At 59.4% G+C, this 20586-nt stretch carries 18 protein-coding genes and 1 pseudogene; 7 read left to right on the top strand and 12 right to left on the bottom strand.

Going from position 1 to position 20586, the window contains the following annotated elements; genetic code table 11:
• Nucleotides 1–3: 3 nt before the first annotated feature.
• Entirely contained in the window at nt 4–1065 is a 1062-nt protein-coding gene (locus GA0061100_RS32630; protein WP_075857011.1) for an aromatic ring-hydroxylating dioxygenase subunit alpha, read from the bottom strand.
• Nucleotides 1066–1189: 124 nt separating this feature from the next.
• Entirely contained in the window at nt 1190–2977 is a 1788-nt protein-coding gene (locus GA0061100_RS32625; RefSeq protein ID WP_143525603.1) for a sigma-54-dependent Fis family transcriptional regulator, read from the bottom strand.
• 321 nt (nt 2978–3298) lie between these two features.
• Here GA0061100_RS32625 and GA0061100_RS32620 point away from each other — a divergent pair, with 321 nt between their 5' ends.
• From GA0061100_RS32620 to GA0061100_RS35595, 3 genes and pseudogenes are all read left to right on the top strand, one after another.
• Nucleotides 3299–4771: a benzaldehyde dehydrogenase gene (locus GA0061100_RS32620; protein WP_075857010.1), complete on the top strand. Its 1473-nt coding sequence runs from the start codon at nt 3299–3301 to the stop codon at nt 4769–4771.
• A gap of 89 nt (nt 4772–4860) precedes the next feature.
• Nucleotides 4861–5628, top strand: coding sequence for a coniferyl-alcohol dehydrogenase (locus GA0061100_RS32615; protein WP_075857009.1), 768 nt, complete (start codon nt 4861–4863; stop codon nt 5626–5628).
• Between the two features lie 384 nt (nt 5629–6012).
• A pseudogene (locus tag GA0061100_RS35595) lies at nt 6013–6218 on the top strand (hypothetical protein); the annotation flags it as partial.
• A 106-nt stretch (nt 6219–6324) separates the two neighbouring features.
• Here GA0061100_RS35595 and GA0061100_RS32605 read toward each other — a convergent pair.
• Entirely contained in the window at nt 6325–6765 is a 441-nt protein-coding gene (locus tag GA0061100_RS32605; protein WP_075857008.1) for an RbsD/FucU family protein, read from the bottom strand.
• Nucleotides 6766–6958: 193 nt separating this feature from the next.
• Here GA0061100_RS32605 and GA0061100_RS32600 point away from each other — a divergent pair, with 193 nt between their 5' ends.
• The 4 genes from GA0061100_RS32600 to GA0061100_RS32585 are packed head-to-tail and all read left to right on the top strand — an operon-like array spanning nt 6959 to nt 11557.
• On the top strand, nt 6959–7957 hold the full coding sequence (locus GA0061100_RS32600) for a LacI family DNA-binding transcriptional regulator (RefSeq protein ID WP_075857007.1): 999 nt from the start codon (nt 6959–6961) through the stop codon (nt 7955–7957).
• Entirely contained in the window at nt 7954–9471 is a 1518-nt protein-coding gene (locus GA0061100_RS32595; RefSeq protein WP_075857006.1) for a sugar ABC transporter ATP-binding protein, read from the top strand. The genes GA0061100_RS32600 and GA0061100_RS32595 overlap by 4 nt, the downstream gene beginning before the upstream one ends.
• The gene (locus GA0061100_RS32590; RefSeq protein WP_075857005.1) at nt 9471–10514 is read left to right on the top strand and encodes an ABC transporter permease; all 1044 of its coding nucleotides are present in this window, start codon (nt 9471–9473) and stop codon (nt 10512–10514) included. The genes GA0061100_RS32595 and GA0061100_RS32590 overlap by 1 nt, the downstream gene beginning before the upstream one ends.
• Before the next feature lie 53 nt (nt 10515–10567).
• Nucleotides 10568–11557 (top strand): substrate-binding domain-containing protein, encoded by a 990-nt coding sequence (locus GA0061100_RS32585; protein WP_075857004.1) that lies wholly within the window; start codon nt 10568–10570, stop codon nt 11555–11557.
• Between the two features lie 312 nt (nt 11558–11869).
• On the opposite strand, the gene GA0061100_RS35440 is transcribed toward GA0061100_RS32585, so the two are convergent.
• The 9 genes from GA0061100_RS35440 to GA0061100_RS32545 form a co-directional block, all read right to left on the bottom strand.
• Nucleotides 11870–11995: a hypothetical protein gene (locus tag GA0061100_RS35440; RefSeq protein WP_280173873.1), complete on the bottom strand. Its 126-nt coding sequence runs from the start codon at nt 11993–11995 to the stop codon at nt 11870–11872.
• Entirely contained in the window at nt 11996–12904 is a 909-nt protein-coding gene (locus GA0061100_RS32580; protein WP_244558017.1) for a DUF4365 domain-containing protein, read from the bottom strand.
• 131 nt (nt 12905–13035) lie between these two features.
• Nucleotides 13036–13563 (bottom strand): NADH-quinone oxidoreductase subunit B family protein, encoded by a 528-nt coding sequence (locus GA0061100_RS32575; protein WP_075857002.1) that lies wholly within the window; start codon nt 13561–13563, stop codon nt 13036–13038.
• A gap of 12 nt (nt 13564–13575) precedes the next feature.
• A complete protein-coding gene (locus GA0061100_RS32570) occupies nt 13576–15087 on the bottom strand; it encodes a hydrogenase large subunit (protein ID WP_075857001.1) in 1512 nt (503 codons plus the stop codon).
• A 14-nt stretch (nt 15088–15101) separates the two neighbouring features.
• The gene (locus tag GA0061100_RS32565; RefSeq protein WP_075857000.1) at nt 15102–16568 is read right to left on the bottom strand and encodes a hydrogenase 4 subunit F; all 1467 of its coding nucleotides are present in this window, start codon (nt 16566–16568) and stop codon (nt 15102–15104) included.
• Complete coding sequence (locus GA0061100_RS32560) at nt 16565–17230, bottom strand: hydrogenase-4 component E (RefSeq protein WP_075856999.1); 666 nt, start codon at nt 17228–17230, stop codon at nt 16565–16567. The genes GA0061100_RS32565 and GA0061100_RS32560 overlap by 4 nt, the downstream gene beginning before the upstream one ends.
• On the bottom strand, nt 17230–18186 hold the full coding sequence (locus tag GA0061100_RS32555) for a respiratory chain complex I subunit 1 family protein (RefSeq protein WP_075856998.1): 957 nt from the start codon (nt 18184–18186) through the stop codon (nt 17230–17232). The genes GA0061100_RS32560 and GA0061100_RS32555 overlap by 1 nt, the downstream gene beginning before the upstream one ends.
• A complete protein-coding gene (hyfB, locus tag GA0061100_RS32550; protein ID WP_075856997.1) occupies nt 18177–20198 on the bottom strand; it encodes a hydrogenase 4 subunit B in 2022 nt (673 codons plus the stop codon). The genes GA0061100_RS32555 and hyfB overlap by 10 nt, the downstream gene beginning before the upstream one ends.
• The gene (locus tag GA0061100_RS32545) at nt 20195–20497 is read right to left on the bottom strand and encodes a helix-turn-helix domain-containing protein (protein WP_075856996.1); all 303 of its coding nucleotides are present in this window, start codon (nt 20495–20497) and stop codon (nt 20195–20197) included. The genes hyfB and GA0061100_RS32545 overlap by 4 nt, the downstream gene beginning before the upstream one ends.
• Nucleotides 20498–20586 lie beyond the last annotated feature (89 nt).

The raw sequence follows: 20586 nt of genomic DNA, 5'->3' as shown, positions 1-20586 counted from the left end.
GCTCTACTCCGCTGCCATCGCTTTGGTGTTTTCTTCTGGGTCGATTTCCCGGTCGATCATCCGGTCGATAAGCTTGCGAGCCCACATCGTGCCGGCGTCAATATTGAGGTTGTAGAATTGATGATCGGGATTGGCTTCGATTGCGATCTGCTGTGCTTGAAGTACCGCTTCATCCTCGCGGAAGACGCCAGCGACCCCCTCGCGCAGTTCGTGCGTCCGTGCCTGATTGTGCAGGTCGTAGTTTCGGGCAAAGGCCCAGAAATACAGACAGCTATTGTCCGTCGATGGCGTGATCGTGTTCAGGACGTAGCCATTCACGCCTTGCGAGCGGTCGCCTTGCGGTGCGCCGGTGCCAGCCGCCGCGACACCGACATCGATGGTAACCGTGCAGGGAGCCTCGAAACGAATGATCTGCCAACGGTCCACCTTGCCGGGTTTGCCATATTGTTTGCGCCAGAAGGGTGGCGGGTTGATGTCATGCATCCACCGGGTCACAAAGGCAAAGCGATCGGAATGGCTGGCTTCGAAGGGCGATTCCGCTACGGCGCGGTCGCCGATTGAGGAGCCGTGCACGAAGGTTTCATGGGTGAGATCCATCAGGTTGTCGACGACCAGGCGGTAATCGCATTTCACCTCGATCAGCTTGCCGTCAGCGGCCCAATCGGGATCGTCGTTCCAATGCATGTCCGGGATCAGCGCCGGGTCAGCGAGTGCCGGATCGCCCGGCCAGATCCAGACGAAGCGGTGCTTTTCGGCGACCGGATAGGATTTGACGCAGGCCGATGGATTAATGGTGTCCTGTGACGGCATGTATACACAGCGGCCGGTCTCGTCATATTCGAGACCGTGATAGCCGCACACGACTTTGTCGCCATCGAGCCGACCGAATGAGAGCGGCACCAGCCGGTGCCAACAGGCATCCGCCAAGGCTGCGGGCGTACCATTTTCCTTGCGATACAGCACGATTGGCTTGTTGCAGATGGTGCGCGGCAGCAGCGCGTGCTTCAGCTCCACATCGTAGGCGGCAGCATACCAGGTATTCAGGGGAAAGGTTGGTCGCTTCATCTCATCTGTCCTCCTCAGATAGTTTAAGAAGTGCATAATGTATACATTATGTCAAGATGAAGAGTAAAAATCCGAAAATATGATGTATATGGCGGGATTTTTTCGATCACTGTATACAGTCATTTCAATTGATAAGACCAAGTTTCTTCAACCTGTATTCCAGCTTGGCGCGGGTAAGGCCAAGGCCGCGGGCGGCGGCCGAGACATTGCCGGCGGCGGCCCGCAGCGCGTCCCGGTAGAGCCTGTCTTCGGCGGCGGCAAGGTCGCCAGGCGAGGTGATAAGGCCAGGATGCGAGGCGGCGACGGGTATATCCTTCGGCTTTATCCGCCCATCCCGGTTCAGCGCCAGCGGAAACTTCGGGGAGGCTTCGCCGCTCGTGAAGAGATGCTGGATATCGATGAGGCCCCCAGGCTCGGCAAAAATCACGCCGCGTTCGATCAGATTCTGCAGTTCGCGGATATTGCCCGGGAAGTCATAAGCCAAAAGCGCATCGATCGCTCGTCGCGACAGGCCCATGACATCGCGGCGGTGGCGTTCGCGGAAAATGTGCAGGAAATGATCGATCAGCATGGGAATGTCATCGCGTCTGTCGCGCAGCGGGGGGATGACGATCGGGAACACACAGAGGCGGAAATAGAGGTCCTGCCGAAACCGTCCGGCGCGCACTTCGCCTTCAAGGTTGACATTGGATGCCGCCACTACCCGCACGTCGACCGGAATGGTGCGGCTGCCGCCGACCCGCTCGATCTGCCGCTCCTGGATGGCGCGAAGCAGCTTTCCCTGTGCGGCATAGGCGAGCGAGGCGATCTCGTCCAGAAATATGGTGCCGCCCGCTGCCCGCTCGAAATATCCCGGCCGGGATGCGATTGCGCCGGTGTAAGCTCCCTTTTCGACGCCGAACAGCTCCGATTCTACCAGGTTTTCGGGGATCGCAGCGCAGTTGATCGGCACGAACGGGCCACTAGCCCGGCCGCTCAGCTGGTGAAGCTGCTGCGAGAACAGCTCCTTGCCAACGCCGGATTCGCCGATCAGCAGCACAGTGGCCTCGGTATCGGCGACCTTTTCCACCATCAGCCGGGCACGCAGGAAGCTTGCCGATACGCCGATGACTTGGCTAGAACCAGCGTCTTCGGGCAGACCGGCTTTGGCCGGCGGCTCAGCTGCCCGCAATGCCGGCTCCGCGCCTCGGTGAGCGTTGCGGCGGGACCTCGGCCATTCAAGCCCGAGGTAAGCGCGTTCCGGTGCGTCATCGCCCCATTCCTCCGCATTCTGGCCCACCACGCGGCAACAGGGTGCCCCCATGCCGGCGCACTCGACTTCGCGAAAGATGACGGGGCGTCCGAAGAGCGCGCTGGTATAGCCACTGGGATAGCCCGTCTGCATCCAGCAGACCGGCGCGCTTGAAAGGCCATGATGGGCGATGTGTTCGGCGGCTTCGGAGGAATCGTGCCAGTCGAACTCGCCGAAGTAGGTGCCCCTGGCGCTGTCGAATTCGAAATGTCGGGTGGTGACCTTGACGAAACCCTCGAGCGTGTGGACCCGCGGCCCGGCCGCCAGCGCGTGGGTCAGATCCTCGTTCGGAAACCGCTTTTGGATCAACTCCGCATCGCGCACACCCTGCATGTAGCCGACCCGCATGAACATGGCCGTGGCGGTTTCGACCCCGAAGGCTTCGATGATCTCCTGCCTGAGCCGGCCCAGAACCTGCGACTGCATCAACACCATGCGTTGATCGTTCAGCCAGATGCGGCCATCCCCGAGCGCGAAGTGAAGGGCCTCGGTCAATTCGGTCAATGTCGGGGATGCGCCGGTGTCGAGCTCGCTGTATGCGCCGCGCGACAGCATCTTGCCGGTTCGTTTGGATGCATCAGCCAGGGAGATCAGGTGTGGCGGGACTATGCGCTTTGGCATGATCATCTTTCATCAAATTCATAAAATAATGAAATTCTTTATTATTTTATGAATTTTGGCAAGCCGATTTCCGAAGCGGTTTTGATCCGCCGATCCCCGGAAAATCAAGTTGGTGGAAGCGTTTATCTGCCGCCATCATCCTCCGGCTCGGCAGAAATGAAAACTGGCACGCGCCTTGCTGCGGAGGATGTGGCCGCTTGAGGAGCAGCGGCCGGGAGGATTGCAGCGCTATCATAGCCGACGTCGGTCGATCCGTACGGACCGTGCAATGGTGAAGTGATGCCTTTCTCTCGTGACAGCGGATCTGAGGAGGCCCATAGCATGAATATCCAAACCCACAGTTTCATCGATGCCGAGCGCTGGACCGGCCGTGCCTTCTTCGGCGGCTGGGATCGGACCGAAGCGGGGACGATCAATGTCATTGATCCAGCCAACGGAACGGTTCTCACCTCCGTCGGGCTTGGCGGGCCAGCAGATATCGTTCGCGCCGCTGCAAAGGCCCGGGCTGCCCAGAAAGCCTGGACAAAAATGCTTGGTGCGGAGCGTGCGCGTATCCTCAACAAGGCCGCGGACTTGCTGGAGGCAAACGGTAAGGAACTCGCCCAGTGGATCATGAAGGAGTCCGGCTCGATCCATCAGAAGGCGATGATCGAGATCGAGCACGGAGCGCTTTTCATTCGCCATGCGGCAACACTCGCCACGGCTCCCTCCGGCATGTTCCTTCCCGGCATGGATGATCGTGAAAACTATGCCCGGCGGGTGCCGCATGGCGTTGTCGGTGTCATCTCGCCGTTCAATTTTCCACTTGTCCTTTCGGTTCGCTCCATTGCCGCCGCACTGGCGGTCGGCAATGTCGTGGTGCACAAGCCCGATCCACGCACGCCGATCTCCGGCGGTATCATCATTGCCCGCATTTTCGAGGAGGCCGGCTTGCCGGCGGGCATTCTGCACATCGTGCCCGGCGGGGCAGATGCCGGCGAAGCCCTTTGCAGCGATCCGAACGTGGCGATGATCTCTTTCACGGGCTCCGCACGAGGCGGTGCCAAGGTTGGCGAGATAGCCGGCAGGAACCTGAAGCGTGTCCAGCTCGAACTCGGCGGCAAGAACGCGCTGATCATTCTTGACGATGCCGATCCTGGCGTCGCGGCCTCCAATGCCGCCTGGGGCGCGTTCCTTCACCAGGGTCAGATTTGCATGGCAACCGGCCTGGTTCTTATCGACGAGAAGATCGAACAGGCGGTGACTGAGCGGCTGGTCGCAAAGGCCGCGCAGCTGCCAGTTGGCGATCCCTCGAGCAACCAGGTGGCGCTCGGGCCGATCATTTCGGATGCCCAGGTGACGGCGATCCAGGCGATCGTCGATGACGCCGTGACAAAGGGCGCCCAACTGCTCACCGGTGGCCGCAGCAAAGGGCGCTTCTATCCGGCAACCGTCCTATCCGGCGTGAGGCCCGGCATGCTCGCCTTCGAAGAGGAGATCTTCGGTCCTGTCGCCTGCATCGTTTCTTTCCGTAGTGACGAAGAGGCGATAGCGCTTGCCAATCGATCCGACTACGGCCTCGCTGCCGGAGTCATTTCCACTGACATCGGCCGGGCGATGGCGGTCGGACAAGAGCTTGAGGTCGGCCAACTGCACATCAACGACCAGACGGTCAATGGCGGGCCATATGCCCCCTTCGGCGGACGCGGCAAATCGGGTAACGGCACGCGGGTGGGTGGCCCGGCGGATATCGAGGAATTCACCCAGTGGCAGTGGGTTTCGGTCAAGAGCGCCGCCACGCCCTATCCGTTCTGATCTGCGTGCTTTTTGCTCACTCTCCCTGATCCAGCCCGGACCGCTTTGCGGCATGTGGCTCGATGCCTTTTAGAACAAGGATGATTCCCATGAACTTTCACGGAAAAACAATCGTCGTCACCGGTGCGTCCTCCGGCATTGGGGGCGAAGTTGCCCGCCTGGCACGCTTTCATGGCGCACATGTTATCGGCCTTGATCGGAACGATCCGATGCAGACGCTTGACGGTTTCGTCAAGGCCGACCTGAGTGATCCCTCCGCAATCGACATCGCGGTGCACTCACTGCCCGGGCAAGTCGATGCGCTGATCAATGCGGCGGGCGTGCCTGGAACCGCCGATCGGGGTCTCGTTGCGAAAGTCAATTACCTCGGGCTTCGCCATCTCACCGAAGCGCTGGTGGCGCAGATGCCCAAGGGGGCATCGATCGTCAACTTCGCCTCCATTCTTGGCGCCGAGTGGCCCAAACGTGTCGAGGCTCATCATGCGCTCGCCGCGACGAAGAATTTCGCCGAGGGACTGGCTTGGCTAAACGACAACCCGGTCGCACAGGAGACCTGCTATCAGTATTTCAAGGAGGCGCTGATTGTCTGGACCCGCGCCCGTAGCTCCGATCTGTTCATGCGGCACGACATCCGCATGAATTCGGTGGCACCAGGGCCGGTCTTCACGCCGATCCTTGGCGATTTCGTCGCCATGCTGGGCGAAGAACGGGTGCAGCGAGACGCGAGCCTGATGAAGCGCCCTGCCTTTGCCGACGAGATTGCCGGACCAACCCTATTTCTCTGCTCGGATGCGGCTCGCTGGGTAGTCGGCGTCAACCTGGCGGTCGATGGCGGCCTGGCTGCGACTGCCCTCTGATCGACCAAAGTCTTTGGTTCTTGGGCGCCGCCCGACGCGTTCGATCCTGACACCGGCGATGGCCTGCGAAAGCTCATGCCCGGGACGGGAATCGCGTGTTTCGGCCTTAAAATATGGCGCTTACTTTTCCTTGGCAAAAATTGACTGGGTCGTTCCCGGTTGATTTTCCAAGCGCGGCAACCGGCGTCGAATAGTGACGACGCTAAAGCCTCTCAGTTCGATCTGAGCGCCCACATCCACGCTCCTGCCATTTCCTTCAGGATAGTGTTGACGATTCTTTCTGCATCTTTCAGTTGGAGAATAGGGGTTACGCCATGCGATGATTTCGATAAGCTCTGCTTTGGCTCGGTATCAGAAACTGTATGTGCCTGTTAGAGTGACGTGATGAACCATATGTTGGCTTGCACGTCATGCGGATTGGATAAAACCGAATCGATCGTCCAAGGCGGTTCCTACATTCTTCGATGCGCCGCCTGCGGCGAAGCAACCGTCGCAACATCGTTCATGGCGATGCTCGATTCGGATCACGCGTATTCAGCCTTTGTCGATCCAGGTCCAGGAAATCTCCTCCGCCGGAGACGCTCGTCGCGGTAGCGTCAGGTTGCTACATGCCGCTCTAAATTGGACAAGGTGCCGTTGTATCCGGCGTTGCCTGATATCGCGGAACTGACCGCTGGTACCACTTGATGATGATCCTTAGACCACGCCCTTCTTAAGGATGAAGTTCCCATAGGGGCGAGATTCGGCCGTCTTGATAACTGCAAACGCTCGCATCGCGATAGGATAATAGGCGAATCTTTCGACAGGCTGGCTGACGATCGCACGTCCCTCTGCTTGGGAGCAGGCGGCGATGACATCTTTATGCACTTCCAACAACTCGCCTGGCGCGTCGGTGGCCTCCATGTGCATGAGTGGTGCTTCAACGAACGTATCCAAAGGCATCATTTGAAGGATTCCACGCACCGCGGTCGGCGCATCGATACCTTCCAAGATGAGGAGCTTTCCGCTGGTGGTCTCGGCCGACACACGAAAAGCCGAGAAATTTCGATCTACGATCGCGAGTTCATCGCCATGGCCCATGGAGGCCATGACCCATAATACGTCGGCCGTAATGAACGGCGGAACACCCTTTAGCATGACAATTCCCTCCCAAGAGATCATCTCCGCTGAGAACGATAATCAGAAAAAAACGATTGCGCAAACGTTTCGATGACGCTAGCGTGGCAAGGTTAGCGGATCCTGGGAGGCCTTTCGAAGGTTGGAATTCCGCTTGGGAGGACACTTTGAAAAGCCTGTTTGTTGCGCTGCTGGCGAGAGCCGGAGTGTGCTCATGACGACTATTTCCGCAGTGGCAAAGGCGGCTGGGGTTTCGGTCTCCACGGTTTCGCATGTTCTCAACAAGACGCGTTACGTCTCGCCCGAGAAGGTGAAGCTCGTAATGGATACCGTAGAGGCGATTGGATATATCCCCAATGCCCTCGCTCGTTCGCTGAAACTCTCCTCCACGGGCACCATCGGCCTCGCAATATCAGCGATTTCGAACCCTTACTTCAGCGACATTATCTGCGCGATCGAAGCTGAATGTTCCAAGCGAGGCTTGATTGTGTTCCTATGTGACACGCAAGATGACCCCGATCGAGAACTGGAGCTAGTCCAGCATCTACATCAGCGCCGTGTTGACGGGATTATTCTTGCTCCTTCAGGCGATCCCAAGAGATCGCTGGATTACCTCATCGAATCCGATCTACCCTGTGTGCTCGTTGATAGGCTATCCGATAGCCGTTTCGACCAGGTCGGGACCGATAACGTCGCTGCCATTCGCACGCTTGTCGATCATCTCGTGACGCTCCGTCATAGACGAGTTGGGATCATTCTTGGGCAGCCCGGTTTTGCGACGACCGTGGAGCGCATGAATGCCTTTCGGGCTGCAATGACGGAAAGAGGAATAAAGGTGCAGGAAGACCTGATTAGCGACAGCAATAACAACACCGCTGATGCTACTGCTTCGACGCACCGTCTGCTCGAATTAAAGGAACCACCGACAGCCATTCTTGCATCGAACAATCTCACGATGATCGGGGCCATGAGGGCCATCCGGGAACGGGGACTTCGCATTCCTGCAGATATTTCCGTACTCGGGATCGATGATTTCGAATGGGCGGATTATTTCGAGCCGCGCCTGACGCTGATGGCTCAGCCTTGCGATGAGATCGGCCGGAAGGCGGCTGATTTGCTAATCGAGCGGATCGGCAACAAGCGTCGCCCCTGCCAAACCGTTCGACTGTCGCCGGTTTTGCGGCTGCGTGAATCGTGTGGAGAGCCAGCATGAGCGAGATCGTTCTTTCAGCGAAAGGTGCAGTCAAGCGCTTTGGCGGGGTTCAGGCGTTGCGTGGGGTGGACTTCGAACTGAAGATTGGCGAAATCCACGCGCTGCTTGGTGAAAACGGTGCAGGAAAATCTACGTTGATGAACCTGTTGTCCGGTGTGTATACGCCGGACGAGGGAGAGATTTTCATCGACGGTAAATCGGTGCGATTTCACGGCCCTCGTGATGCACAGGCAGCGGGCATCGCAACAATCTTCCAGGAACTGGACCTCGTGCCGAGCCTGAGCGTGGCCGCCAATCTCTTTCTCGGACACGAGCGTGTTCATCCGCATGGAATGCTTGACAGCAAGGCAATGCTGCACGAGGCGCGCAAAAGACTGGAAGCGATCGATCAATCCATCGATCCAACCCAGCTCGTAAGCGAGCTTTCCATCGGCCAGCGCCAGGTCGTCGCCATCGTCAAGGCGCTTTCCTACGCATCGAAAGCCCTCATCATGGATGAACCAACGGCCGCCTTGACCGTTGGCGAAGTGGATCGATTGTTCGACATCATGCGTGGCTTGGCGTCCTCTGGCGTTGGTATCGTCTATATCTCGCACCGTCTTGAGGAGGTTCCCCAGATCGCTCACCGCGTAACGGTTATGCGCGACGGCAAGGTGGCTGGTGTCACAGAACCAGACGCGCCGCAGGCCGAACTGGTGCAGCTTCTCGTCGGACGTCCCCTGAACGAGCTTTATCCGCGCCGCGCAGACAGTGTTGGTGACGTACTCCTGCGGATGCGGCAGGCTTCCTTCCATCCGCATCGCGCGTCTCCCGGTTGGCAGGCTCCAATCAGTGTCGATCTGGATGTTCGGCGCGGTGAAATCGTCGGGCTGGCTGGCGTTATGGGGGCGGGTCGAACCGAACTTTTGAGCGCTCTCTACGGAGCAGGCGTGCCGGGTTATTGGCGGGGCGAAATTGCGGTTGGCGGTCGGCCGGCTAAGCTCACATCGATCGCGGCTGCTCGTAGGGTAGGGCTGGCATTCGTCACCGACGACCGGCGTGGGGCCGGTCTCATGCTGCGTATGTCGGTAGGTCTCAACTTGGTCATGTCGGTCATTCGCCGAATATCACCACATGGCTTGCTGTCTGCGCGACGCCAAGAGGATGCGATCAAGAGTTCTTTCGGCCAATTCGACATCCGTCCAAAGAATCCCGCTATCGCGGTCGGAGCTCTTTCAGGGGGAAATCAACAGAAGGTGGTCCTTGCAAAGGAAGTGCTGGGCAATCCGCGTCTGTTGCTTCTCGACGAGCCGACACGCGGCGTCGACGTCGGCGCAAAGGGGGAAATCTACACCCGCTTGCGCAAGCTTGCTTCCGAGGGGCTGGGGATTCTTGTCGCTTCGAGCGAAATGCCTGAGCTGATCGGCCTGTGCGATCGAATAGTGGTTTTGCGCAACGGCTGCAGCGTTGCTGAGTTTTCTGGCGGCGTCAGCGAGCATGAAGTCCTGGCGGCCGCCAACGGGAGGGAGGCCTGATGTCCGAACAGCAAATCACGTCCAGTCCAGCGATTCAGCCCGCCAAGCGCATTGATCCGCTGGCGGTGATGGTCCGCTTCCAAAGCTTGATCGGTCTTATATTGGTCTTCGCAGGCGGCATCATTTTCTCGCCGCGTCGACATGGCGTCATCCTGTTTCTTCAACCCGACAACATCGCGAACATCGTCCGCGCGGTGTCAGAGACTGGCATCATCGCGATCGGAATGACGTTCGTAATCATCACTGCCGGGATTGATCTCTCGGTCGGGGCGACACTTGGTCTTGCGAGCGTCGTGACAGCAACGTTGATGGTCTCTGGCGGTTTCGGGCTCATTACAACTGTCTTGGCAGTCTTGCTGATGGGCACGTGTTTCGGGTTAGTCCAGGGAGCGATTTCAAGCAAATTTCGGCTTGAGGCATTTATTGTCACCCTTGCCGGTTTACAGGCAGCTCGCGGACTTGCACTCGTCGTATCGGGCAATCAGTATATCAACATCTCCTATGGCGACGGGCCTGGTCTCGCTCCACCAATTTTTGCCATTCTGGGCGGCAGGCTATTCGGCAATGTCGTGCCCGTCGCCACGATCGTCTTTCTGATCTTTGCCTGTGTCGCTACGCTCGTGCTGAACACAACCAGGTTCGGCCGCTATGTCTATGCCGTCGGCGGAAACGAGCGCGCCGCTCGCATCTCAGGCGTTCCGGTCTCGGTAATCAAGATCGCCGTCTACGCCATCACCGGCTTTGCATCCGCGCTGGCTGGCATCGTTCATGCAGGGCAGTTCAATTTCGGAAGTGCCAATGATGGGACCGGATACGAACTGACGGCCATTGCGGCTGTCGTAATTGGAGGAACCAGCCTGTTCGGAGGTTCCGGTTCAATGGTCGGAACAATCGCCGGCACGATCATGCTGGGCGCTTTGGCTAATATTCTTCAGCTCAACAACATTACGCCAGCCATGCAGTTGCTCGCCACCGCGGCAATCATCGTTCTGGCAGCAGTCCTTCAATCCCTCGTTCGCCGCCGCGAAGGATTGGGAAGGTAGTCTGGTGGCATCTCCCGGAGGGTGGAGCCGGGATCAATGTGGAGGAGAAAATAATGACACGCAATGCACTTCGATTATCGTATGTCTGGCGCATCGGCCTGCTAGCGAGCTCAAGTCTGGCTATCGTCAATGCTGCCCAGGCTGCTGATCCGCTCGTGAAAGCCTGTGCCAAGAATGGCGAATTCGTGATCGGCTTTTCGCAGGCAAACAATGCAGAACCCTACCGCCAGCATGTCAACGATGAACTGCAGGCAGCCGCCAAGGCTGTCCCGCAGTTCACGCTGCAGATTGCCGACGGCGCCGGCAACGTCAACACCCAGACATCGCAGGTCGACAACTTCATCACGCAAAAGGTCGACCTCCTGTTGATCTCACCCTTCGAGGCGGCGCCGCTCACGCCGGCCGTTAAGCGGGCGATGGACGCGGGTATCCCGGTTATCGAACTTGATAGGAAGACGAACGGCGAAGCTGGCAAGGACTACACTTCTTTTATTGGCGGAGACAACTACAAGATCGCATTGGCCGCGGGTCAATATACAAGTAAGACGCTTCTGCCCGATGGCGGCGAGGCTGCGGTGCTGGAGGGGCTCCCGAGTTCAACGCCTGCCGTCGAGCGACTGAATGGCTTTAAGGACGGCGTGAAAGCCAATCCCAAGATCCAGATCGTGGCGGAACAAGCGGCTGACTGGTTGCCGGACAAGGCGCAAACAGCATTCGCAGCCATGCTGCAGGCACATCCAGATATCAAAATGGTCTACGCCAGCAACGATATGATGGCGGCGGGTGCCCTGCTTGCGGCAAAGGGTGCCGGAAAGACCGTGAAGATTATTGGCACCGATGGCTTGCCCGGCCCAGCTGGCGGGATTGAGGCGGTCGCAAAGGGTGATTGGTCCGCGACATTCACCTATCCAACAGGTGCTAAAGAAGCAATCGACATGGCAAAGTCAGTATTGCTGGACTGTGCGTCATCGGTACCTGCAACGGTAACGGTCGACACGACCGCTATCACGCCTGACAATGCGAAGCAGATGATGGGCAAGTAGGACTCTGCAAGCCAATCCGGCTGGACGCAAGATCTAGCCGGATTGAGCGGATCGCATGGCGACCGTTGTCGAGTCACGGTTGCCGCGTGTATTTCCCGACGCTACGGTGTCGATGCCTCTCACATCAATCCCGGCGAAGGAAGCTCGCCGGTTATTTCGGCTTATTATGTTCTCATCTCGGGTTGTGCCAAGGGCGTTTTACACCTTTACCCAGTTTGGAAGAAGCTTCCCGATTCAAAAAGGGTAACTCGATCGTCGATTTGGATGGTCGCTGGTTCGATTCTTTTCAAGAGCGAGGAAATTGAGCCTCGGCTAGTTGTCGTCGACTTGGAGCCGTCCCATCGTGATCGGCGGGCCGGTGTTCGAGGTGTAGGAAAACATCGGCCGGTGGTGATCGCCGGGGTGCCTTGCGGCAATGCCTTGTTCCTCGTGCCTCATTCAACTTTCCCGCTTATCGGAGCCACGCGTCACCCCTCGGTTTCGCCAAAAAGCCTCCTCCTCAGCGGTGATATAATCTTCGGCCTCCGGTGATGGCGGATCTGGTTCTTCGGGATAGCCTGCCTCCAGAAACTCTTCCGCTTCCAGATAGGCCAAGGCTTCCGGTCGAACCTCGACCTCGAGCACATGAATTGCGACCTCGTTGGAATATTCCTTGATCGGCTCGGCATAGGAATAGCAAGCCCAAGGGAAAAGCTGGATCATCAGCTCGTGAAGATGTTGCGCCCGAATGCGATAATCGATCCGGATCTCCGGTTCGCCTTTGTCCAGAATAATGCGCAAATTGCAGAAAATTGGAGAGGAATCGCCCCATTCGTCCCAAATGAATATTGCCGCCTGATCGCCAATCCTTTCCATCAGGGCGCGGTCGACCGCAAATGCCGAACGCAGCAACTTTTGCGGATCCGATGAGACGGTTTCCTCGAAGCCCAATCGCGCCGATGCATCCAGGATGTTGGATGCCGGAATGGCGAGCAACTGCTCTTGTCCGAATTTATCGAGCGGTTCCATCTTGACCCACTGCCACAGAACGTCACCCCGCTCGGGGTCGAACAGGAACACGCAAACCGAAAGGGAATGGGATGCCCAGTAATCCAGGCAGTGGCTTTCGACTTGATGAAGGTAATTGCCGCTGTCGTCCCTCTCTGACGATGCCAACCTGATCCTCATCGGCAGAAAGCGGCCGGTTGACCATCCATCCTCGATCATCTCGGCGCGAGCATCCAAGCCGCTCTCCTGGGGATACGATACCCGCCGAAGACACCAGTTAAAGTCCCGGACAAAAACTTTCTCGACAGCGTCGATCGCCGCGCTGATGGCGGGCTCGGTGTGAGCGGCACTTAAGCCCATGAGGCGCCGCCGTCTTTGCGACAGCTCCCCGCGGCCCGCTGTTGCAAGGAAGCGATATATCGCCATCCCGGCGGCAACGATTGTCGGAATAACTGTCTGTAGACGTCCAGCCATTGAACCTTGCCGTCGAACTAGCCGGTCCCTTCGCTTACATAATCGAGCAGCGCCAGCAAACCCTTGAGGATATCTGTCGGGGACGGCGGGCAGCCGGGAATGTGCAAGTCGACGGGCACGATCTTCGAAACTCCGCCGACCACGGCATAGCTCCCGGCAAAGCAACCGCCATCACGCGCGCAGTCGCCCAGCGCAACGACCCATTTGGGTTCCGGCGTGGCATTATACGTCCGTTCGAGGGCCTCAGCCATGTTCTTGGTCACGGGGCCGGTGACCATGAGCACGTCAGCATGACGGGGCGAGGCCACGAAACGGATGCCAAACCGTTCGATATCATAAAAGGCGTTGCTCAGAGCATGCATTTCGAGTTCGCAACCATTGCAGGATCCGGCGTCGACGGCGCGAATCGCCAGACTGCGACCGAGCCTGCGGCGCGCCTTACTGTCCACGGCCACCGCGAGTTCCTCGACTGCCGCGTCGGCGCTGACGGGTGCAGGTTCCGTCAAAGGCGGCCGGATCAGGCTTTCGAACAGGAGCTTGCGCATAGTCTCTTGCCTTTACAGATCGTGCCCCGAGTATGAGCAGTTGAATGATTTGTTGCAGAGCGGAAAGTCGGCGACGATATTATCCTTGATCGCAGCCTCCAGCAGCGGCCACTGAAACCAGGAGGGATCGCGCAGATGGCAGCGCTCGATCCTGCCCTCAGGCGTGAGACGTAGCCATGCCAGGATGTCACCACGGAATCCCTCGACAAGAGCTACGCCCTCTCGAAATTCATTGACAGGCGGAACATCGGAAAGAACCGAGCCGCCCGGCAGTCGGTCGAGAATTTGTCTAATGAGCGACAGGCCCTGCTCGACTTCGCGAATACGGATCCATACTCGGGCGTTTACGTCGCCGTCGTTGAGCAGCGGTACATCGAAGGTCAATTCGTCATAGGGCGGATAGGCAAGGTCGCGTCTGGTGTCGAAGCTGCGGCCGGCTGCTCGGCCGACGTAGCCGCCTGCACCATATTGGCGGGCAAGCCCACTCCCCAATGTGCCCGCACCGACCGTCCGGTCTTGAAGCGAGGCGGTATTGTCGTAAAGCTCCACCAGGGCAGGGAATTTCCGGCTGAGCTCGGCATGCAGGGCCTGCAAGCCGGCCTTTGCGTTGCCGTCGAGGTCGGCGGCAACGCCGCCAGGCAGGATACGGTCGCGCATCAGCCGGTGCCCGAAGGCAGCGTCGGCGGCGCGCAGCACCTGCTCGCGCAACACGCCGCAATGAGCAAGCATCAATGCGAAGGCAGCGTCATTGCAGATCGCGCCTATATCTCCGAGGTGGTTGGCGATCCGCTCGAGTTCGGCCATCAGCGCCCGTAGCCAAACGGCACGCAGCGGCACCTCAAGCCCAAGAGCTGCTTCCGCCGCCAGCGAAAAGGCATAGGCATAGGCGACGCTGCTGTCGCCGGATGTTCGCCCGGCAAGCTGCACCCCACGCGCCAGGTCGGCACCCGCCATCAGCGCCTCGATCCCCTTGTGAACGTAGCCGAGCCGTTCCTCGAGGCGAACGACGGTTTCACCATTGGCCGTGAAGCGAAAATGGCCGGGTTCGATGATGCCGGCATGCACCGGCCCGACCGGTATCTGGTGCAGGTTCTCTCCTTCGACGGGCAGAAAGGCGTAGGAATATTCGGAGACGGGCGTGCTGCGCTCTCCCAATGGGAACCGCAGATCCCAGCGGCCATGGTCGATCCACAGCCTGCTATCTGGAAGTCCCGCTGGTTCCAATCCCGTGAGGTCGCGGAGCGTTCGCTCCAGACGTATTGCCGGCGGATGGTATCGCGCGATGGAGGGATAGCCGTCATGCAATTTCTCCAGGCTAAGGATGGCGCTTTTGCCGGCCTGCTCGTCGAGCAGCGCCATGTGCACGGCGTTGCGCTCGCCCCAGAGGCCAAGCATCGTCAATTGTCCTTCCGACAACCTCGAGGCTGCCGATTTCCATGTGGAGGAATCGGTAACGGCACGCGGCCACGGCCCATGATGCGAAACCTGCCAGCCATTTCCTATGAGATCATCCAACATCGACATAGTCCGGCCTCGCATCATCGAAGAAGATTGGCGATATGCTGAAACCAGGTAACCATCGGCGGCGGTAGATAGATTCCGGCTCCAAGTACCAGCGCGAGATGCAGAAACATCGGCAAGTAGGACGTTTCGGCCGGGGCAGTGCTGCCGCGCGGTTGACCAAAAATCGCTCCCGTCAATCGCAGCAGCAGAGCGCCGAAAGCGACCAGCAGCCCGAAGACAAGCGGAATGGCGAGCAGCGGCTGCTTCGCGAAGGTCGAGCTGACGATGAGGAACTCGCTCATGAAAATGCCGGCCGGCGGCAGGCCAGCAATGGCGATTACACCGGCCAGCAGCCCCCAGCCGAGCCCCGGATGCGTCTCGGTGAGGCCTCGAATGGCCGAAAGCCTCTGCGTCCCCTTGATCTGGGCGATGTGACCGACGGCGAAGAAGATTGCCGACTTGGTCAGCGAATGCATGACCATATGCAACAGGCCGGCAAAATTGGCGAGCGAGCCGCCCAGGCCGAAGGCGAAGACGATGATGCCCATATGTTCGATCGAGGAATAGGCGAACAGACGTTTGATGTCACGGCGGCGGTAGAGCATGAAGGCGGCGAAGATCAGCGAGACAAGCCCCATCGTCATCATCAGCGGCCCAGGGCTGATGGCTTCCGGGCTGGCGGCAAGCACGATCTTGAAACGCAAAACGGCATAGAGCGCAACATTGAGCAGAAGACCCGAAAGCACCGCCGAGATCGGTGTCGGCCCCTCGGCATGCGCGTCCGGCAGCCAGGCATGCAGCGGCGCAAGTCCGACCTTGGTGCCGTAGCCGAGCAGCAGGAAGATGAAAGCGAGGTTGAGAAGAGCCGGATCAAAGCCGGCGGCGTGTTCCACCAGCGTCGTCCAGATCATGGCGTCGTAGCCGGTGCCGACGACGGCCTGAGCGGCCAGGTAGACGAGGATGGTGCCGAACAATGCGAAAGCGATACCGACGCTGCCGAGGATGAAATACTTCCAGGCTGCTTCCAGTGCCTCATGGGTGCGGTAGATGCCAACCATCAGCACGGTGGTCAGCGTCGCAAGCTCCACCGCCACCCACATGAGGCCGATATTGTTCGACACGAACGCTAGGTTCATACCAAACATCATGACCTGATACATCGCGTGGTAGAATCGCAGGTTGGCGGGCGTGAGACGGCCGATCTCAAGCTCATGGGCGATGTAGCCGGCACTGAAGATGCTGGTGGTGAAGCCGACGAAGGCATTCAGGACGATGAAGACGATATTGAGATCGTCCACGAGCAGGTATCGGCCCGGTGGCGGCCGCGCGCTGGCAAAGAGCAAAAGCGCTGCAAGCAGCGTCAAAAGGCTTGCGACCATGTTCAGCCGCGCCGTCATGCGGTAGCCGGGCAGGAGTGTCAGAAGGGCTGCGGCGGCGATTGGAACAACGAGGACGGCCGTCACCGCGTCGAAGCCGAGGATGGAGGGGGAGGGAGCGTTCATTTGCGTCGTCTCCCCTTGAAATCGTCGAGCGCCCGGACGTCTACCGTGTCGAAGCGCTCGCGGATGCGGAACAGGAAGACGCCGATGACGATGAAGGCGATCAGGATCGAGAAGGCGACGCTGATCTCCACCACCAGCGGCATGCCCTTGGCGCCGGTCGCCGCCAGCACCAATCCGTTTTCCAGCGACATGAAGCCGACGACCTGGCTGACGGCATTGCGGCGCGTGACCATGATCAGCAGTCCCAGCAGCAGGACCGATAGGGCAAAGGCAAGATCTTCGCGTGCGATCGGATCGGCCGACGGTGTCACCCGCAGCATGACCACCGTTGCGAGGGCCACCAGTCCCAGGCCGACGAGCATGGTGGGGCCGATGCCGACGACAGTCTCAATCTCGCGGTGGATGCCGAGCTGGCGGATCATGCGATGCAGCACCACGGGAATGATGATCGCCTTGAAAATGAGAGCGATCGCCGCCGTTACAAAGAGATGCGGTGCATCCTGGATGAGGGCTTGCCAGGCAACCGACAGCGTCAGCACCAGCGAATGCAGCGCAAAGACGTTCAGCAGCGCATAAAGACGGTCCTGATAGAGCATCATCATGCTGACGAGCACCAGACCACCGGCAAGCATGTGGGCGATATCGAAGACCGACCCGGTCATCAGAGCCCCCTCGACACGAAACGCAGCAGCGCGGCGAGCAGACCGAGCATCAGCGCTGCACCGAGGAATTCCGGCACGCGGAACACGCGCATCTTGGCGGTCGCGGTTTCAAACAGCGCAAGCAAGGCGCCGCCCCCTGCCAACTTGGCGAGATAGGCAAACAATCCGATCAGGTAGGCAAGCGGCCCGGCCCCGAAGGCGACGAGCTTCCAGGGAACGAAAAGGCAGGCGATCAACGAAATATAGAGCAACAGCTTGAGCGATGCCGCGAGCTCGATCATGGCCAGGTGCCGTCCGGAATATTCGAGCACCATGGCTTCGTGCACCATAGTCAATTCCAGATGGGTCGCCGGATTGTCGACGGGGATACGGGCATTTTCGGCGATCGCGACCATGACGAGGGCGATGAGGGCGATCGCCAGCGACACGCGCAACCCCACCTGCGGCGAGGTCATGAAGGCAGCGATGGCGGAAAGTTGGGTCGAGCCGGCGACCAGGGCGAGCGTGAAGATGATGAGCAGCATCGACGGTTCGGCGAGCGTCGCAATCATCATCTCGCGGCTCGAGCCGATGCCGCCGAAGCTGGTGCCGACATCCATGCCGGCAAGCGCCAGGAAGAAGCGCGCGCTGCCAAGCAGTGCGATGATGGCGATCAGGTCCGCGGTCCAGCTAAAGAGGAGGCCGGTTGCGAAGGTCGGGATGATGGCGGCAGCCACCCAGGTCGCGGCGAAGATCAGGTAAGGTGCTGCTCTGAACAGCCAGGATGCGTTTTCCGCCACCACTGCCTCCTTGCGCAGAAGCCGGACAAGGTCGCGATAGGGCTGGATCACGGAGGGTCCGCGACGGCGCAGCAGCCGCGCCTTGAACATGCGCACAACGCCCGTCAGCAGCGGCGCAAGCAGCACGACGAGCGACATCTGGAGGGCTTGGGCGAAAAGGGCGAAGATTATGTCCATAGTGCCAGGACCAGAAGCAGCAGGACGAGCGTGAGGAAAACCAGGCTCAGATAGCGCCGGATTGTCAGAAACTGCAGATAGTTGAGTTTTTCCGCGGCAAAGCCAACGGCGCCGACGATGGGTAGATAGAGGCCTTCCCAGATATGATCATGCATTTCCAGCGCGAACCGCGCCGGTCGGAGATCGCCGGGCGGCGGCATGTTGACCCGGTCGCGAGCGCGAAAGATCAGCGTGCCGAAAACGCGCCTGATGGGCTGGGCGAAACTGCTGGCGGTATATTGCGTTGCCGGACTGCTGAGCGGAAAGCCGCAATCCCAGGCCGGCGCGCGCCGGATGCATCTGGAGCCAAAGCGGTGGACCAGATAAGCCGTGAACGACGCCGAAAAGAGGATGAAGAGGAAAACGAGCAAGCCGTTATAGGAACTACGGGCTTCGGCGATCGGCACGATCGACAGCCATGGAATATCCGTTTGCACCGGCATCCGCTCGCCGATCAAAGAGAGCGTCAACGGTGCGAGTGTATCGATGACGACCCCCGGCAGGATACCGGCAGCAAGGCAGAGGAAAGCCAGAACCGACATGGCGGCAAGCGAGAAGCGATCGACCTCCGTTGCCCGTTCGACCAGCACGCTGCGCGGACGGCCAAGAAACGTCACGCCGAACACCTTGACGAAACAAGCCGCGCCGAGGGCGGCGGCAAGGGCGAGCAGGCCGCCTACGGCCGGCACCAGGAGCTTCGAGCCCCATTGCGGCAGGGCCGGGCTCTGCAGGACGGCCTGAAACGTCAGCCATTCGGAAACGAAACTGTTAAAGGGAGGAAGAGCCGAGATTGCGATACAGCCTGCGAGAAAGAACACGGCCGTTACCGGCATGCGATGAATGAGCCCGCCGAGTTTTTCGATGTCCCGTTCCCCGGTTGCCGTCAGCATCGCGCCGGCGCCAAAGAAAAGCAGGCTCTTGAAGAAGGAATGATTCAGAACATGGAAGAGTGCCGCGGTCAGAGCGAGGGCCGCCGCCAGCCCCATGCCGTTCGCCTTGAACGCAAGCGCCAGACCGAGGCTGACGAAGATGACGCCGATATTTTCAATGGTGCTATACGCAAGCAGACGCTTGAGATCGCTCTCCATCAGCGCGTGCAGAATGCCGAGAACCGCGGTGATGCCGCCGATCGCCAGAACGATGATACCGAACCACCAGGCCGGCGCGCCGAGCAGATCAAAGACCACGCGGATGAAGCCGTACACCGCGACTTTGGTCATGACGCCACTCATGAGCGCGGAAACATGACTGGGGGCGGCCGGATGCGCTCGCGGTAGCCAGACATGCAAGGGCACCAGCCCGGCCTTGGATCCAGTGCCGATCAACAGCAAAACGAGCACGAGGCCCGAGGTCAGCGGCGCATGGTCGGCGGCGCGCATCGTGGTGAAACTGTAATTGCCGTCCGGTCCCGCAAGCAGACCGAAGGCGAGCAGGAGAGTGAGCGTGCCGAAGCTCGCCATGACGATATAGAGATAGCCCGCTTTCCTGTTGCCGGTATCGCGATGATGGGCCATCACGAGCGCCCAGGAGGCGAGCGACATGAACTCCCAGGACATCAGAAAGGTGAAGGCGTCATCCGCAAGGATCACGAGATTCATGCCGGCGACAAAGGCCGGGAAGAACGGCAGCACCCGGTGCGGCGCATGTTCGTGGCGGCCGTAGCCGAGCGCATACAGGCTCGAAAGCATGCCGCCGAAATTGACGACGGTCAGAAAGAAGGCGGATAGCGCATCCAGACGAAAATGACTGCCGAGCCACGGCAGGCCGATCGGAAGCACGAGCGTGGATATGGCGTCGGGAGAAGCCATCGTTACGAGCGCGCCGATCGCTGCGGCAAACGCGATTGCCGACAGACAGAAGCTTAGGCCATAGGTGAGCTTCGTTGCCTGTTTCGATCGGGCGATGCAGACCGCAAGGGCTGCCGTTGCAAACAGGGAGACCGAGCACAGCAGGATCGCGGCCAGGGAGATCATGAGCGAGGTCCCGTTCCTCGTCCGGGCAATCCAGGCACTCCGCTCTCCGATCGCTTGGTCTTCAGCCTGACGCCGCGCCCCCCATCCTGGCTGACGACGCCCTCGCTGATCACCTCAATGCCGGCTTCGTTTAAAGCCGCCAGCAATCGCATCAGGGAATCGACGTTGCCGCGCACGACGTCGGGGCTTGCTTCCATTCGTTGGATTGTCGGAACGGAAACCCCCGCCAATTCCGCGAGTTGGCGCTGATCTATACCAAGAAGGGCTCTGGCGGCACGCATCTGTGCGGCAGTGATCATGGCAGAACCATCACTTATGCTTCATAAGCTCTGATGTTAGCAGTTTAGCGCATGCTTACTGATGTATCAAATCACATTTATGATGCGGC

This window comes from Martinezella hainanensis (genome assembly GCF_900094555.1).
Classification (GTDB): domain Bacteria; phylum Pseudomonadota; class Alphaproteobacteria; order Rhizobiales; family Rhizobiaceae; genus Rhizobium; species Rhizobium hainanense.
The sequence above is the reverse complement of the archived record's forward strand: the minus strand, read 5'-3'. Positions and strand labels throughout refer to the sequence as shown.

Bases quoted from the DNA above. Each gene is read 5' to 3' on its own strand.
- GA0061100_RS32570 (WP_075857001.1), bottom strand. From the start codon at position 15,087: ATGTCGATGTTGGATGATCTCATAGGAAATGGCTGGCAGGTTTCGCAT.
- GA0061100_RS32620 (WP_075857010.1), top strand. From the start codon at position 3,299: ATGAATATCCAAACCCACAGTTTCATCGATGCCGAGCGCTGGACCGGC.
- hyfB (WP_075856997.1), bottom strand. From the start codon at position 20,198: ATGATCTCCCTGGCCGCGATCCTGCTGTGCTCGGTCTCCCTGTTTGCA.
- GA0061100_RS32575 (WP_075857002.1), bottom strand. From the start codon at position 13,563: ATGCGCAAGCTCCTGTTCGAAAGCCTGATCCGGCCGCCTTTGACGGAA.
- GA0061100_RS32615 (WP_075857009.1), top strand. From the start codon at position 4,861: ATGAACTTTCACGGAAAAACAATCGTCGTCACCGGTGCGTCCTCCGGC.
- GA0061100_RS32545 (WP_075856996.1), bottom strand. From the start codon at position 20,497: ATGATCACTGCCGCACAGATGCGTGCCGCCAGAGCCCTTCTTGGTATA.
- GA0061100_RS32580 (WP_244558017.1), bottom strand. From the start codon at position 12,904: ATGGGCTTAAGTGCCGCTCACACCGAGCCCGCCATCAGCGCGGCGATC.
- GA0061100_RS32560 (WP_075856999.1), bottom strand. From the start codon at position 17,230: ATGACCGGGTCGGTCTTCGATATCGCCCACATGCTTGCCGGTGGTCTG.
- GA0061100_RS32600 (WP_075857007.1), top strand. From the start codon at position 6,959: ATGACGACTATTTCCGCAGTGGCAAAGGCGGCTGGGGTTTCGGTCTCC.
- GA0061100_RS32585 (WP_075857004.1), top strand. From the start codon at position 10,568: ATGACACGCAATGCACTTCGATTATCGTATGTCTGGCGCATCGGCCTG.
- GA0061100_RS32625 (WP_143525603.1), bottom strand. From the start codon at position 2,977: ATGCCAAAGCGCATAGTCCCGCCACACCTGATCTCCCTGGCTGATGCA.
- GA0061100_RS32565 (WP_075857000.1), bottom strand. From the start codon at position 16,568: ATGAACGCTCCCTCCCCCTCCATCCTCGGCTTCGACGCGGTGACGGCC.
- GA0061100_RS32605 (WP_075857008.1), bottom strand. From the start codon at position 6,765: ATGCTAAAGGGTGTTCCGCCGTTCATTACGGCCGACGTATTATGGGTC.
- GA0061100_RS32630 (WP_075857011.1), bottom strand. From the start codon at position 1,065: ATGAAGCGACCAACCTTTCCCCTGAATACCTGGTATGCTGCCGCCTAC.
- GA0061100_RS32590 (WP_075857005.1), top strand. From the start codon at position 9,471: ATGTCCGAACAGCAAATCACGTCCAGTCCAGCGATTCAGCCCGCCAAG.
- GA0061100_RS35440 (WP_280173873.1), bottom strand. From the start codon at position 11,995: ATGAGGCACGAGGAACAAGGCATTGCCGCAAGGCACCCCGGCGATCAC.
- GA0061100_RS32555 (WP_075856998.1), bottom strand. From the start codon at position 18,186: ATGGACATAATCTTCGCCCTTTTCGCCCAAGCCCTCCAGATGTCGCTC.
- GA0061100_RS32595 (WP_075857006.1), top strand. From the start codon at position 7,954: ATGAGCGAGATCGTTCTTTCAGCGAAAGGTGCAGTCAAGCGCTTTGGC.